At 62.6% G+C, this 15,558-nt stretch carries 9 protein-coding genes; 5 read left to right on the plus strand and 4 right to left on the minus strand.

The window, feature by feature from the left end; genetic code table 11:
• Positions 1 to 348 precede the first annotated feature (348 nt).
• On the plus strand, positions 349 to 4,590 hold the full coding sequence (locus E6C55_RS29085; RefSeq protein ID WP_168735932.1) for a glycoside hydrolase family 9 protein: 4,242 nt from the start codon (positions 349 to 351) through the stop codon (positions 4,588 to 4,590).
• 115 nt (positions 4,591 to 4,705) lie between these two features.
• Here E6C55_RS29085 and E6C55_RS29090 read toward each other — a convergent pair whose 3' ends face one another.
• A complete protein-coding gene (locus E6C55_RS29090; protein WP_136373346.1) occupies positions 4,706 to 6,451 on the minus strand; it encodes a glycoside hydrolase family 13 protein in 1,746 nt (581 codons plus the stop codon).
• Positions 6,452 to 6,628: 177 nt separating this feature from the next.
• Here E6C55_RS29090 and E6C55_RS29095 point away from each other — a divergent pair, with 177 nt between their 5' ends.
• Entirely contained in the window at positions 6,629 to 7,882 is a 1,254-nt protein-coding gene (locus E6C55_RS29095; RefSeq protein ID WP_136373347.1) for a WD40/YVTN/BNR-like repeat-containing protein, read from the plus strand.
• 66 nt (positions 7,883 to 7,948) lie between these two features.
• The gene (locus tag E6C55_RS29100; RefSeq protein WP_136373348.1) at positions 7,949 to 10,540 is read left to right on the plus strand and encodes a LuxR C-terminal-related transcriptional regulator; all 2,592 of its coding nucleotides are present in this window, start codon (positions 7,949 to 7,951) and stop codon (positions 10,538 to 10,540) included.
• An 11-nt stretch (positions 10,541 to 10,551) separates the two neighbouring features.
• Here E6C55_RS29100 and E6C55_RS29105 read toward each other — a convergent pair whose 3' ends face one another.
• Positions 10,552 to 11,097 carry a chromate transporter gene (locus E6C55_RS29105; RefSeq protein ID WP_136373349.1) on the minus strand — a complete coding sequence of 182 codons (546 nt, stop codon included), beginning with the start codon at positions 11,095 to 11,097 and terminating at the stop codon, positions 10,552 to 10,554.
• Positions 11,098 to 11,128: 31 nt separating this feature from the next.
• A complete protein-coding gene (locus tag E6C55_RS29110) occupies positions 11,129 to 11,770 on the minus strand; it encodes a chromate transporter (RefSeq protein ID WP_136373350.1) in 642 nt (213 codons plus the stop codon).
• A gap of 275 nt (positions 11,771 to 12,045) precedes the next feature.
• On the opposite strand from E6C55_RS29110, the gene E6C55_RS29115 reads away from it, so the two are divergent.
• Positions 12,046 to 13,248 carry an ROK family protein gene (locus E6C55_RS29115; RefSeq protein ID WP_136373351.1) on the plus strand — a complete coding sequence of 401 codons (1,203 nt, stop codon included), beginning with the start codon at positions 12,046 to 12,048 and terminating at the stop codon, positions 13,246 to 13,248.
• Positions 13,249 to 13,362: 114 nt separating this feature from the next.
• Here E6C55_RS29115 and lspA read toward each other — a convergent pair whose 3' ends face one another.
• Positions 13,363 to 13,821 (minus strand): signal peptidase II, encoded by a 459-nt coding sequence (gene lspA / locus E6C55_RS29120; RefSeq protein WP_168735933.1) that lies wholly within the window; start codon positions 13,819 to 13,821, stop codon positions 13,363 to 13,365.
• 238 nt (positions 13,822 to 14,059) lie between these two features.
• Between lspA and E6C55_RS29125 the strand changes: the two genes are divergently transcribed.
• On the plus strand, positions 14,060 to 15,499 hold the full coding sequence (locus E6C55_RS29125) for an O-antigen ligase family protein (RefSeq protein ID WP_168735934.1): 1,440 nt from the start codon (positions 14,060 to 14,062) through the stop codon (positions 15,497 to 15,499).
• Positions 15,500 to 15,558 lie beyond the last annotated feature (59 nt).

Raw genomic sequence — 15,558 nt, forward strand, 5'->3', positions numbered from 1 at the left:
GCAGGCGAGCTGTCCGAGTTATCCGGCAAGCGGTTAAGGCAAATGAATTTTATATTCGACGGACGGGAGCGCGAACCCTTGCCGCGGCATGATTTTGTGCGGCAGGCGCGCCGAACGTCAGATCGACGGATGTAAGGCCGACAGATGTCCGGTCGACGGATGTGAGACCGATGGATGGTAGGCCGACGAATTCGACCGGCGCCGGATCGCGGCTTTGCCGTTCCGCTTCCCCCTCCAATCCGCTTGAATAGATCACAAATTCGCGAGATTACATCCTCGTTAAAGCGTTTATTCGCCGTTACGATGTAGCTGTAAGCGATTCCAAATTATGAGATGGAGGAATGTTTGATGAGAAGCTTTCCCCCTCGGCTCCGCCTGCGCCCGGCAGCCCGGGCGCTATCCGGCTGGCTGTGCCTCGCGCTGCTGTTCGGCCTGCTCGCGCCGCTCGGCACAGTCTCGGCGGCGGTCGCGCCGCTGCCGGGACCCGGCAACCCGCTGCTGTACGACGACTTCGCGGGCGGCGGCCTGTTCAAGCAGAACTGGACGAACTGGTACAACCAGGACGGCGGCAGCGGCACCTTCGCCAAGACGACCGTCGATTCGCGCCAGGTCGGCAAGTTCGCGCAGACGCCCGCCTCCGGCTCGTCGTGGGCCAAGTTCCAGCCGATGAACGAGTCCGTGAACCTGGAGCCGTATCGCTATCTGAATGTCACGCTGAAGAATCCGGGCTACCCGGACTCGCTTATCCGGATCATGGCGAACGACGGCACGGCCACCTACAACCTGACCGGGGGCTGGGCCGCGGTGCCGACGAGCTGGACGACCAGTCAATACGACCTGAATACGCTCGCGCCCGCGCTCAAGAAGAGCTCGGTCAAGCTGGAGATCTGGCTGCGCCAGTCCGGCGGCGCCTACGGCGAGACGCTTATCGACGACATCTCCGCCTTGACGGACGTCGGCGGCACCGCGCCCGTGCTGACCGGCGGCATGACCGCCAACTCGGTCGTCTACACCCAGAATACGTCGTTCACCTTTACCGCGTCGTATACGGACGCCGACAACCAGAAGCCGTACGCGATGCAGCTTGTCGTCGACGATACCGTCTACGATATGCTTGAGGCCGACGGCAACGATCATACCTATACGGACGGCAAAAGCTACTATTATATTACCAAGCTGCCCGCCGGCTCGCATACGCACTTCTTCCGCGCCGGCGACCTGACCTCGGACGAGGTGCGCACCGCCGTCCAGTCGGGTCCCGTCGTAACGCAGTCGAATGAGGCCGTCGACGTCGTCGTCAGCCAGGCCGGCTACAATGCCGGCGGCTTCAAGAACGCGCAGGTCGTGTCGACGCAGCCGCTGACCGACCTGAGCTACCAGGTCAAGGACGGCGGCGGCGCGGTTGCCGCCTCCGGCACGCTGACCTACGAGGGCTTCGTCTGGGACCGCCATGTCTACAGCGCCGACTTCACATCGGTGTCCGCGACGGGCGACGGCTATACGGTCGCGAGCAACGGCGTCTCGTCCTATCCGTTCCCGATCAAGACCAACGTCTGGACCGACTACAAGGACGAGATGACCGCGTTCTACCGGCTGCTGCGGTCGGGCACGGCAACGGAGGACGCCTATCCGGCCGGCTACAGCACAGCCGCGCCCTCCGCCAAGCTCTATCACGAGGCCGGTCATCTTGACGACGCCGCCTCCGAGGACGGCACGACGCATTATGATCTGACGGGCGGCTGGTACGATGCCGGCGACTACGGCAAGTATGCGGGCAACCAGTGGGTCGCGGCCGAGCTTGCCCTCGCCTATGTCCGCCACGCGGACGCCGCCGCCGTCAAATACGACAACGACAGCAACGGCATTCCCGATCTCGTCGACGAAGCCGTGTTCGGCAGCGAATACTTGATCAAGTTCGCCGACCAGCTCGGGGGCGCGCTGTACGATCTGAAGAACAACGCCTCCTTCGTCCATCCGGAGAAGTCCACCGACAATGTGAACGGCACCGCCGACGATCGCCGGTTGAGCGGGCTCGGCGTCGCCGGCTCGGCCAAGGCGGCGGGCGCGCTCGCGGCGACGGCCCGCGCGATCCGCGAGGCGATCGCCCAGGGCGATGTCGCCTCCGCACAGGTCGCCGCGCTGGAGAACTTCGCGGACGATTGCGAAGCCGCAGCCGTCGTCTTCTACAACTATGTCGTCGCTCATCCGGACGGCCCGGTCGGCTCCTACGCGACGCGCGGCGGCATCCCGAACGCCAAGCTGCTGGCCGATGTCGAGCTGTACCTGCTGACCGGCGATCCGGACTACCGGGATGCCGCGGCATCCAACATCGCTACGCTGAGCTTCGCCGACCTGCAATCGACGAACTATTGGGATATGCGCCCGATGTCGCTGGCGGAGTTCTATCCGGTCGCCGACAGCGCGACGCAGACCCATATTCAAAGCCTGCTCAAGCAGCAGGTCGACTTCTTCCTGTCGTCTGCGGACGATACGCCGTACGGCGTGCTGAACCAGTTCAAGAACTTCGGCGTCAACGAGCCGCACGCCTCCTATCTCGGCGACATGATGCGCTACTACGAGCTGTTCGGCGATCCTGCCGCGCTGCGCGCCGTCGAGAAGGGCATCTACTGGATTTTCGGAGAGAATCCGTGGAACATCAGTTGGGTATCGGGCATCGGCACCGACTTCGTCACCTACCCGCACACGCGCTATGACGAGGGTGCGAACGGCAATGCGAGCAACCCCGGCATCGTCTTCCCCGGCGCGATGGTGAGCGGGCCGAACATGAAGGATACGAAGGACAAGACCAGTGTCAGCCCCTGGTATGAGGACCGCTCGCTGTATGCGGACGATACGAACCAGTGGCGGTACAACGAATTCAGCATCAGCATCGAGGCGGGGCTGCTGTACACGATCATGGGCCTCGGCAGCCAGCCTTCGGCCAGCTCGGCCGGCGCCTCCGCACCGCCGCGGCTGCCGGCGCTGTCTCCCGTCATCGGCGACTATGTGCGCGGCGATGTCACCGTATTCGCCGGTTCGGCGACAGGGCTGACCGATGTGTCGTACTCGACGTCCGGCCAAGGCGGTCCGTACGTCCCCATGTCCGTCTCCGGCACCGTCTACGCCGCAACGGTCGACGAGAGCGCGGCGGCGCCGTACACGAACAAGCGCATCGACATTCGGGCCGCCGACGCCGCGGGCAGCTACACCTACAGCTCGACGCACTATACGGTCGCCGCGCCGCTGCCCGATCCATCCCACCCGCTCCTGTACGACGACTTCGGCGGAGGCGGCCTGTGGGGCTCGACCGGCGGCAACAACGAGTGGGTGAACTGGTACACCCAGAACGGCGGCACGGCGACCTTCGCCAAGACGACCGCGGACGGACGCACGGCCGGTCTGTTCACGCAGACGCCGACCGCGACCAACTCGTACGCCAAGTTCCAGCCGTGGCACGATTCCGTCGACCTGTCGGGCTATCGCTATCTGGACTTCACGGTCAAAAATCCGGGCTACGCCAATCTGCGCATCAAGATCGAGCTGTCGGACGGCTCGCGCACGTACAACCTGACCGGCGGCTGGGCGACCGTGCCGACCGAGTGGACCGACCTGACGTATAATTTGGATACGCTGACGCCGGCCGTCAACAAGAAGCAGGCAACGCTGTCCATCTGGCTGAACCAGGCCGCCGTCGGCTACGGCGAGCTGCTCATCGACGAGATCAAGGCGACCAATACCGCGGCAGGCAGCGCCCCGACGCTGACCGGCGGCGGCGTCGACCATGCCGATGGGGATACCGAGACGGACTATACGTTCAGCGTCACCTACACCGATGCCGACAATGAGCCGCCGTTCGCGGTCGAGCTGCTGCTGGACGGCGTTGTCCATGCGATGGGCGCAGCCGATCCGGGCGATACGACCTACACGGACGGCAAAGTCTACACATATACGGCCAAGCTGCCGCTTGGCGTCCATTCGTACTACTTCCATACGACCGATACGACGTCGGATGCGGTGTCGAGCGCCGTGCAATCCGGGCCGAATGTCGGCGGCGGCACGGGGACAGCAATGCTGCTGGAGGAGGACTTCGAGGACGGGGTCGCGGACGGCTGGACAGCGACGAGCGGCACCTGGTCGGTGCAGGCGGGGCAATATGTCGGGCAGGCGGGCAGCGGCAACAGCTTCTCCGTGGCGGGCGATGCCGCCTGGACGGATTACACGCTGCAGGCCGATGTCAGCGTCACGAGCAACACGAACGGCAACAAGGACGCCGGCCTGCTGTTCCGCTACACGGACAGCGACAACTACTACGTGCTGTACTTGAAAAACAATGACCGGACCGGCCGCAAGCTGGAGCTGGTCAAGTCGGTCGGCGGCGTCAAGACGACGCTGGCCTACGCCAATCCAAGCGTGGCGGCCGATACGTTCTACACGTACAAGATCGTCGGGGACGGCGCCGACATCTCGGTTTACCAGAACGGCACGCTCCAGTTCGCCGTCACCGACACCGCGCACGTCTCCGGCAAGATTGGCGCACGCGTGTACGCCAATACGAGAGCCTACTTCGACAATGTGACGGTGACACCGTAGCCTTTAATAGGAAGAGGAGCTCGCCCGACAGGCGGCTCCTCTTTTGGCGTTAACTTTGGGCTTTGACGCTTGGCTTTGGGCTTTTGACGCAGCGCCTCTTCTTGGGGGCGGCCCCTTACAGCAAATACACCCGATCCTCGTAAGGCCGAAGCCGAATTACCGGCTCCAACGGCCGCAGCCGCCTCTCCGTCCCCGTATCCGCTGCCGTCTCCGCCCCCGTCGCCGCTTCCGGCGCCCCCTCGGTCTCCGGAGCTTCCGCGTAGTTCCCGATCAGCAGCTCCGCCTCGCAGCCGACCGCATCCGCGGGCGGGCTCCACTCCGGCTCGCCGCCGTAGAAGTTCAGCGCCACGAGCAGCCTGCGCCCTTCCAGCGTCCGGACGTAGGCCATCACCTCCGGATGATCCCAATCGAGCATGTCGAAGTCTCCGTAGACGATGATGTCGTGCTTCTTGCGCAGTGCGATCAGGCGGCGATAATAATGGAAGATCGAGTCTTGATCCGCCAGCGCAGCCGCTGCGTTCACGTCCGGATAGTTCGGATTGACCGCAATCCACGGCTCGCCCGTCGTGAAGCCTGCCTGCAGGCCGGCATCCCATTGGAACGGAGTTCTCGCGTTGTCGCGCCCCTTCGCGTGAATCGAGCGCAGCACGACACTCTCGTCCGCGCCGCCCTCCATCGCCTCGCGGTAGTAGTTCAGCGTCTCGATGTCGCGGTAATCGTCAATCGACGGGAAGCGCACGTTCGTCATCCCGATCTCTTCTCCCTGATAGATGTATGGCGTGCCTTGCTGCATATGGAGAAAAGTCGCCAGCATCTTCGCGGACGCCACGCGGAATTCCCCGTCGTTGCCGAACCGCGACACCACACGCGGTTGATCGTGGTTGTTCAGGTACAGGCTGTTCCAGCCTCGCCCCATCAAGGCTCGCTGCCACTTGTACGTAACTTCCTTCAGCGCCTTCAGGTGCCACGGACGAACGTCCCACTTGCCGTTGCCGGAATCGAGGTCCATGTGCTCGAACTGGAACACCATGTTCACCTCGCCGCGCTCCGGCGCCGTATAGAGCGCCGCTTCGTCCGGCTGCACGCCGGGCATCTCGCCGACCGTCATGCAGTCGTACTTCGCCAGCACCTCGCGGTTCATCTCCTGCAGAAATTCGTGGATGCGCGGACCGTCCATGAAGAACTGGCCGCCCCATTGGTAGCGCGCGTCCGCTCCGCCCGGAGCGTCCGGGTACGCCTCGTCCTTCGAGATGAAGTTGATGACGTCCATCCGGAAGCCGTCTATCCCCTTGTCCAGCCACCACGTCATCATGTCGTACACTTCCCGCCGAAGCTCCGGGTTGCTCCAGTTTAAATCCGGCTGCTTCTGGGAAAAGAGATGGAGAAAGTACTCGTCCGTTCGCTCGTCGCGCTTCCACGCAGAGCCGCCGAAGACGGACACCCAGTTGTTCGGCTCTTTCCCGTCCTTGCCGGGCTTCCAGATGTAGTAGTCTCGCTTCGGGTTGTCGCGGGAAGAGCTTGATTCGACGAACCAGGCGTGCTCGTCCGAGCTGTGATTGACGACGAGGTCCATGATGAGCTTGATGCCTCGCGCGTGCGCTTCGGCAAGGAAGACCTCCCAGTCCTCCATCTTACCGAACTCCGGCAGGATGGCCCGGTAGTCGCGGATGTCGTAGCCGTTGTCGTCGTTCGGGGAGTCGTAGACGGGACTGAGCCAGATGACGTCCACGCCCAGCTCCTTCAAGTAATCCAGCTTGCTCGTCATGCCCTGCAGGTCGCCGATGCCGTCTCCGTTGCTGTCCATGAAGCTTCTCGGGTAAATCTGATACACGACGCTTTCTTGCCACCATTGCCGTTCCATCGCGATCGCCTCCATCAAGAGAATAAGAGATGGAGCGGCTGTTGACAATGACGAATTCGGTCATTGCTGTTCCAGATTGTGTTGTCCGATCGGCAACCCTGACGGCCTTCGCTGCGTCTAATGGGTAATGTCTTATTGGTAAGATGAAAATACTTCTGCGAAGGCGGTGCACAACTCATGATTAGAAAAGTCCATTGGTCAAATCTCGGCCTGCCGCTGCTGGCAGCCTCCCTCTTGTTCGCTTCCGGCTGCCAAGGCTCGGGCGGGAATGCAAATACGACGCTGCCGAGCGAGTCGCAGACGGCCTCGAATTCCGCTTCGGGCTCCGTCCCGTCCTCCTCTCCGTCCGATACGTCCTCTTCTCCCGCCGCTTCCCCGTCGTCTCCCGCGGAGCCCTCATCTTCATCCGCTCCCTCCTCGTCTGCCGGGCAGCTCCCGACAGGAGCGGTAACGGCGCTGAGGCTCGCGAACGACCGGATCGGCTGGGCCGGAGGAGACGGCTGGATCGCGAGAACAGACGACGGCGGCAAGAGCTGGAAGGTGCAATATTCGCAGTCGTCCCCCGTCGTCCAGATCTTCGCGTTGAACGACCGCCAAGTATGGGCGACCTTGGATACGGAAAGCTCCAAGGGGCTGCAATTGATCCGTTCGACGGACGGCGGAGACAGTTGGAGCGAGGCCGGCGTCGTGCCGGACAACGGCTTCCTTCACTTCCGCAGCGAGAAGGAAGGCTTCAGCGGCAGCTCCCGCACGACCGACGGCGGAGCGACCTGGGCGACGCCGCGAGAGCCGGAGGGGCTGATCGGCGATGTTTACTTCCATGATGCGAAGAACGGCTGGGCGGTGCGGAAGGGCAGCGGCAAGTTCGAGTTCCTGCACAGCGCGGACGACGGCAAGACATGGACGGTCGTCTTCACGCGGGAATCGGAGGTCGTGCCGACGAACGCCGTCATTCGTTCGACAGGCGGGAACGACGTCTGGATCGAGCTGATCGGGGACTCCGGCATGACCCAGACGTCGTATTCGCTGTTCCACACGTCGGACGGCGGCAAGTCGTGGACACCCGTTCTCGTCAAGAACGGCGCCGGCTCGGGCCCCGCTCCCGGATTCACGATGGACGACAAGAACAAGCCGGCCGACGGCCTCGGCACGTCTCCCGGCGATCTCTATGTCGTCGATCCGAAGACGGCGATCGCGGGCGGCCAGTGCCAGGCTTGCGATACGCCGAACACGCTCGTCCGCACGACGGACGGCGGCAAGAGCTGGACCGCGGTCAAGGACGAATTCCCCGGCTACGGACAGCAGCTTCTCGCGGCGACCGATGCCGATCATATCTGGCTGGTCGCCAATGACTCCTCCGAGCCGTCCGCCTTGTTCACGTCGGACGACGGAGGAGCCACCTGGAGCCGGGTTCACGAGTTCTCCCGGTGATGCTATAGTGTAACAATAGGAACCGAACCAGGAACCGAATCGAGTCGAAGAAGGCAGGGATATGCAATGCCGGGCAATGTCGTGCTCCTAACGAAAATCAGAACCCCCGTTCCAAGGCGCGAAGAGATTCGCCGGGAGCGTCTGCTGAGCACACTCGCGCTTGTCCCGGAGCGGCGGCTGACGCTCATCAGCGCTCCCCCCGGATACGGCAAGACAACTCTTGTCAGCCAGTGGGCGGAGAGCGCCTCCCTTCGCGTCGCCTGGTACTCCCTCGACGAGACGGACAACGATCTGATGAAGTTCTGGCGTTACCTGATCGCTTCCGTCTCCCGCATCGTGTCCGGCGAGCTCGACAAGAGAATGGCTCCGCTGCTCGGCGGCTACCCGAGCACAACGATCGAGACGATCGTAGACGTTCTTCTCGCCGAGCTGGAGCCGCTTGAGGGGGATTCGATTGCCATCGTGCTGGACGATTACCATTCGATCGCTGACCCTTCCATTCACGCCAGCATCGACTACCTGATCGAGCGAATGCCAGGCCACGTTCGCCTGATCGTCGCCAGCCGCCACGAGCTTCCGCTGTCCGCGGCGAAGTGGCGGGTGCGCCGGCAGTTGCTCGACATCCGGCCGGACCAGCTTCTGTTCACGGAGGACGAGATCCGCCGGTTCTGCGACCAATCGGCGGCCATCCCGCTCACCGAGGAGCGGCTCGGACTGCTGTGCAAGTGGACCGAAGGCTGGGCGGCCAGCTTGCAATTGATCGCCTTGACCTTGAAGGAGCACGACGACCCCGACCGCTTCTTCCGGCAGTACGCAGGGACGGACCGAAGCCACGTCCAATACTTGCTGAACGAGGTATTCGGCCGTCTTCCTTCGAAGCTGCGGGAATTTCTGCTGCGGACGTCGGTGCTCTCCCGCTTCGACGCCGCGGCCGCGGAAGCGCTGGCGCCGGAGCATAACGGCCGGGAGATGCTCGAGCGGCTGCTGCGGCTTAACCTGTTTCTCGTCCCGCTTGACGACGCCGGAGGCTGGCACCGCTACCACCACCTGTTCGCGAAGTTCCTGAGAGAGCAGCTTGAGCAGGAAGACGCGGCGCTGATTCCCGAGCTTCACCGCCTGGCCGCACGCCATCTCGCCGAGCGCCGATTGCCGGAGGAGGCGCTGGAGCATTCGCTCGAAGCCGGAGATGCCGCTCTGTCCGTGCCGCTGCTGGGAGGGCAGATCGCCTCCGTCCTCGAGCGGGGCGAGTGGAGCACCTTGCTGCGGTGGATGCGCCGAATTCCGCAGGATGCGCTTCCCTTCGAGCTGAGCCTGCTCTGCGCGTTCACGCTGATCGTAACCGGCGAGTTCGCGGATGCCGCGGAGGAACTGCGGCGGCTGGAGCGGCTGACCGAAGCGATGGAACCGGGCGACGCCCTTCAGGAGAGCAGAAGCGGCCTGTTCTTCGCGAAGATCAACCTGGCCTTCTCCACCGGCGACTACGAGCAGTGGTACGCCTATGCCGATCGAATCCCGGACATGCTCCCGGAGAGTCCCTGGCTGTATCGCTTCAACTACAACACGAACGAACCGTTTGTCCGGCGAACGGCATTCGGCCTGCGAGGAATGCAGAATGCCGAGACCGATGCGATTGCCCTGCGGATCGTCGGGATTCTGGAGGAGCACGGCTGGGGGGATTCACTGTTCACCCAGTACATCCTCCAGTCTCTCGCCGAAGGGTACTGCGAATGGAATCGCCTGGCCGACTGCTCCCGGCTGCTGCGCAGAGTCGAGCCGATCGCCCGCCGAAGCCGGACCGGAGGCCTGTTCGTGCCGAACCGGCTCACCCGCGTTCGTCTGCTGGCGGCGGAAGGGCGCTTCAAGGACGCCCGCTCCGAGCTCGATCAGGCGATTGAGCTTGTCCGGGAGGAGCTGGAGGAGACGGTCTGGCTGGGTTCGATGCTTGCGTTCAAGGCGTGCCTTGATCTGAAGGAGGGGAACGTCTTCCGGGCGGAGAAGGCGCTGGCTTCCCTGAAGCTGTCCGCTTACGACAGTCCTTCCCTTCTTCGTTATTCCGAATATATCGCCTATGCCCGGCTGCTCGGCATGAAGCGCAAGGAGAAGGAAGCGCTCGGCCTGCTCGGGAAGCTCGGCCGCTTAAGCCATCGCGAGAACTGCATATCGGGAATCGTGGAGGTCGCAATTCTGCAGGCGCTGCTCAATGCGCAGCGCGGCTTCCGCGGCCAGGCGTTCGAACGCCTGCGGGAGGCTCTGGAATACGGAGCGGACAACGGGTACATCCGGTCGTTCCTGGATGAAGGAGAAGCGATGCTCTCCTTGCTGTCCCAGTTCAAGGAAGCGCTGGAGCGCGGGGAGATCGATTGCGAAGGAGCCAAGCGCGCGCCGGGGCCTTACGTCGCGGCCTTGCTGGAGTTGTTCCCCCGGAAGGCGCAGCGGCAGCGTCCGGACGAGCTTCCGGAGCTCCTGTCTCCGAAGGAGACGGCCGTGCTGCTGGAGGCCGCCCGCGGAGCGGTCAACCGGGAGATCGCGGAGAGGCTTCACCTGACCGAAGGGACCGTCAAGGTGTACCTGAGCCGCATCTACGGCAAGCTCGGCGTCGCGACGCGGGTGCAGGCGCTGCGCAAGGCGGAGGAGCTTCGGCTGTTCGAATCGCTCTAACCCGCTTGGGGTCAGAACAGAACAATGCCGGTAAGCCCCGAGGCAACAATCACAAGCACCGGGTGCAGCTTGTAGCGGAGCATGCCGAACACGCAGCCTCCGATAATGAGCAGCGTCGCGATGAACGTCCAGTTCAGCCCTGCGGCTCCGCCCCCGCTGCCCCCGCCGATTCCGAGCAGGCGAATCGCCGCGTACAGGATCAGCATCGTGATGATCGGACGCAGGCTGTACAGCACGTAGCGCATCCACTTGCTGTCCCGCATTCGATAGAAGAACATGGCGACCAGAACGATCAGAACAAGAGACGGCAGCAGAATGCCGACCGTCGCGGCGAGCGCTCCTCCGAAGCCGTCGATCCGATATCCGATCAGCGTGGCGCCGTTGGTCGCGATGGAGCCGGGGGACATCGCCGCGATCGAGATGGCACGGGCGAAGTCGTCCTGCGTCAGCCACCCGTGCCCCTCCACCTCCGCCTGAATGGAAGGCAGAACCGCGTACCCTCCTCCGAAGGAGAACAGCCCGATTTTCAGAAACGCAAGCAATAAAGCCTTAAGCATATCGTGCCTCCTCCCTAGATATACATTCCCGCTAGATGTAATATTCCGGACCGACCGCCTCCGGCTTGGCTCTCTTCGCCTTCCTGCGGCTCTCGGTCGCAATCCGATGACCCAGCTTCTCCTCCACGAACAGATAGGCGACCCCGATCAGCGTGCCGCCGGAGATGACCCAGAGCGGATTCAGCCCGAACACCGTCAAGCCGAGCAGCGACAGGCAGGCCAGCCCGATCGTCATCTTGTCGAAGATGGCCGCCTTGGACATGCGGTACGCCGTCGTCACCATCAGTCCGATGACCGCGCCGTGGATGCCCTGCAGCGCCGCCTGCACCTTGACGTTGTTCTCCAGCAGCGAATAGAACAGGTAGAACAACAGCCCGATCGCGAACGTCGGCAGCGTCACGCCGATAACCGCCGCAATCGCACCCGCGACGCCCGCTCTTCGATACCCGATGAAGGCCGCCGCGTTCACCCCGACTCCCCCCGGAGCCGCACTTGCCACGGACAGCATGTCGTCCAGCTCCTTCTCCTCCAGCCACTCCCGCTTGGCGACCACCTCTTCGGAGATCAGCGGAATCATGGCGAAGCCTCCTCCGAACGTCATCGGCCCGATTCGCAGGAAGATTCGGAACAGCTCCGCGAGCTTGCTTGTTTGTTCTCTCATGGTTGTCGGCATCGCAATTCCCCCGTACGTCATTAAGTCCTTCTATCATACCATCTTTATTCCGTTTTGGAATTAAGTTTGGCGAAAATGGGGAATAAAAGTTTCTGATGCCTGAAAAACGGCCATCTTATAGATGGGATTCCGAGTGGATTAGAGGGAGTTCTATAACAAATGAAACAAAGTGGGGTCGGAACGAGATCGCACTAGCCATATCGCGGTCCGTCAACTATAATAAGTACGATTGATAAATCCTATCATTTTAATCGGCTTAAGAGGAGGGACTTCCGATGAGCACGCTCCCCGCTCCGCCTGCTCCATCCCCCAAGAAACGCATATTCGACCGGTTGCTGGACCGAGGCATCGTCTCCAAGGGAGAGCTGATGGAAGCGTTGTCCCTCACGAGCACAAGCCTCACCCGGCTGCTGGAGGAGATGATCGCCGAGAACGTGCTGCAGTTGAGCGGCCACGGCGATTCCACCGGCGGCCGAAGACCGCTGCTCTATCGGCTTGATCCCGAATACGGCTATGCGGCAGGGCTGGAGATCTCGCGCAGCTATTCCTCCGTCGCCGTCTTCGACATGAATATGAACAAGCTCGCGTTCGACCGCTGGAGAATGGACGAGCGAATGACCCCCGATCAGTTGATCGGCCGGGTCGAATCCTTCCTCGAGAAGGCGCGCCGCGAGCACGGAATCGTGACGGAGCGTATTCTCGGGCTCGGCATCGGCGCCGTCGGGCCGCTCCATTCGGGCGAAGGCGTCATCCAGAAGCCGCTCCACTTCCCTTCGCCGGGGTGGACGAACGTGCCGATCCGCCGGCTGCTCGAGGAGCGCCTCGGCATTCCCTGCGCGCTCGAGAACGGCGCGAACGCTGCGCTGCTCGGCGAGCATTGGGCGCTGCGCGACGAGAACGTGAAGCATATGCTCTACGTTCACGTCGGCGTCGGGCTGCGCTCGGCGGTCATGTCGGGCGGCCACATCGTCTACGGCGCCACCGACATGGAAGGCTCCATCGGCCAGATGATCATCCAGGTCGACGGGCCGCGGCTTCAGGAGAAGGGCAACTACGGCGCGCTCGAGGCGTTCGCGTCGATCCAGGCGCTCGAGAAGCAGGCGCGCAGCCGTCTGAAGCTGGGCGGGCAGTCGGTGCTGAACGCCATCGCAGGCGGCCCGGACGAGCTGAACTTCGACCATCTGCTCATCGCCCTGAATCAGGAGGACGTCTTCGTTCAGGAGCTGTTCGCCCAGTCCGCCTCCTACCTCGGCGTCGGACTCGCCAATCTGGTGAACGTGCTGCACCCGGAGAAGGTCATTCTCGGCGGCGCCCTGCTGTCCGCCTACGAGGACGCCTTCGCCATCGCGACGCAGGTAGCGGCGCGAAGCGTCTACCATTCGGACGAATACCGGCCCGAGTTCAGCAAGGGGACGCTTCAGGAGGACGCCGTCTCCTTCGGGGCCGCGCTGATGGTGTACCGGAATCTCAGAGTGTAATCCGGAGCGCAACGGAATCCCGAGCGCAACGGGAAGAAGAAGAGGCAGTCTCCGCCGGTCGCCCGGACCGATGAGACTGCCTCTTGATTGTCTATGCCGCTTATTGCCTGCCGCTTATGGAAAATGCTTCGCCGGCTGCCCCGCCTTCTTCCGCCCGAAGAACATCGCAACCAGAATGACGATCATGCCGACGTTCAGGCACAGGTCCGCGATATTGGCGACGATGCCTTCCCTGAACTGGATGAAGTCCGTTACTCCGCCGTACAGCAGCCGATCGATCGCGTTGCCGACCGCCCCGGCGACGAACAGCCCCGTTCCGATCTCCATCGGAACCGACCTCAGCTTGCCCCGATACCGGCTGTACAGGACGACGGCGAGCACGACGACGGCGACCGGGACGAACCATTGCCCGTAGCCCTGGAAGAAGCTCCCCGACGCCCCCGTATTGTTGTAGTGAATCATATGTACGCCTGCTACCTGCGTTGTCTCTTCGATGTCCAGGTTGCTCCTTACCCATGCCTTGGTCAGTTGATCGGCCGCCAGCATGACGACCGCAAGTATGTAGAACAGCACCTCGCAAGCCCTCCTCGACAAGAAGTTCATGGTCTCTACCCCGAATTGTAAATCATAACGGGATGGAACGCCAGTTCGGCTCCGTTCGCCCGCCCGAAATTTCCGAAGTGAAGTAGGAATAGGCAGAATACCGTCGAAACTCATTAGTATGACAATCACCAATTCTCGATTATCCTCTCGTTCTCCTGCCGAGAGATTTGCTTTTTTTGTCCTTGCCGCCTACTTGTGGGCAGGGGTCTTGCTTGCGGGCTACTTCTACGAAGCGGTCTTCCTGCCGGCGAATGCCTTGCTCTGCCTGGCTGTCGCCCTCTTCCTCCGGAACGGCTCGCTCAGCCGGTCCATCAGCCGGACGCGCGCATGGATTGTCGCCGTGCTGCTGTTGCTTGCCCTCTATTGGCTGTCCGTGTTCTATGCGGCGGATGTCGAAGCGGCCGTTGTCGAAGCCTCCCGGCTGTCCGGGCTGCTTCCGGTCCTGCTCTTGTTCTCCTCTCTGCCCGAGGAGGCTGCCGCCAAGTTCATTCGGCAATGGGCGTGGGCCGGTTCCTTCCTCGTGCTGTGGGGGTGGGCCCTTCATCTGTTCCGCAACGGACGGCTGGAGTCAACGTTCGGTTACGCCAACGCGCTCGCCGCCCTGCTCGCGGTCGGCTGCTGGATCGCTGTCGCGGCTTACCGGGAGCATCATGGGAAAATCTATCTGGCTCTCGCAGCCGTTCAGGCGATCGGACTGATTCAGACGGGGTCGCGGGCCGTTATCCCGTTGTTCGTCATCGGCAGCCTGGCGATGCTGTTCATGGGCCGCAGCTCGGCGGTTAACCGCCGACGCCCGGTATGGTTAAGCTTGGCCGCCGCGGCGGTGCCGGTCGCCGCAGCCGCCGTCCTGATCGCCTCGGACAATATTCGGCAACGCTTCTCCGAGTTGGGCTGGAACGCTCCCGAATTCGTTCTGAGGCGAATGTACTGGGCGGACGGCTGGAGCCTGTTCTCCGGCCATTGGCTGTTCGGTCTCGGCGCCGGGGGCTGGGAGACGGCGCATCCGAACCGTTACTTCGTTCGTTTCGTGCACCAGTTCTACCTTCAGACGGCGCTTGATGTCGGAATCGTCGGATTGCTTGTCCTCGGTCTTCTGATCGTTTGGCCCCTCGTCCGATACGCCAAGTCCGGGATAAGGAAGCCGCTTCCCTTGCTTGCCGTCTTGCTGCTCCTCGTCCATGCCGCCTTCGACCTCGACTTGATTTTCCCCCTCTGCTCCGCTTTGCTGTTCGTGCTGCTCGATTGGACGGGAAGACCGGCGGGACACGACTCCTCCGCGGCTCCGGCGTCCCCTCCTCTGCGCGGATTCAGAACGGCGGCGATATGCGCGTGTCTGGCGGCGACGATCGGCTTCGGCTGGCTGGCCGCAGGCTACGGAATGAAGTCGGCGGCGATGCGGCTGGCCGCTTCCGACCCGGCAGAAGCCATTCATTGGATGCGGCAGTCCGCTCGCTTGATGCCTTGGACGCACTCCGCGCATTTTCAGCTCGCCAAGCTCTATCAATCCGAAGCGCTAAGGACCGGTTCTGCCGGTTACAAGCTCATGGCTCTCGAAGAGATGGACTCGGCCCTGCGCGCCCTCCCCCATTACTCCGTCTATGTTCATTGGAGCGATACTCTGAAGGCGATGGATATTAAAGCGAAATAAGCCGGTATCAAATTTAACTCCTTGAAAATGGCAGATATTGTCGTATCATAGATATGGTA

Source organism: Cohnella fermenti (genome assembly GCF_004801405.1).
Lineage (GTDB): Bacteria > Bacillota > Bacilli > Paenibacillales > Paenibacillaceae > Cohnella > Cohnella fermenti.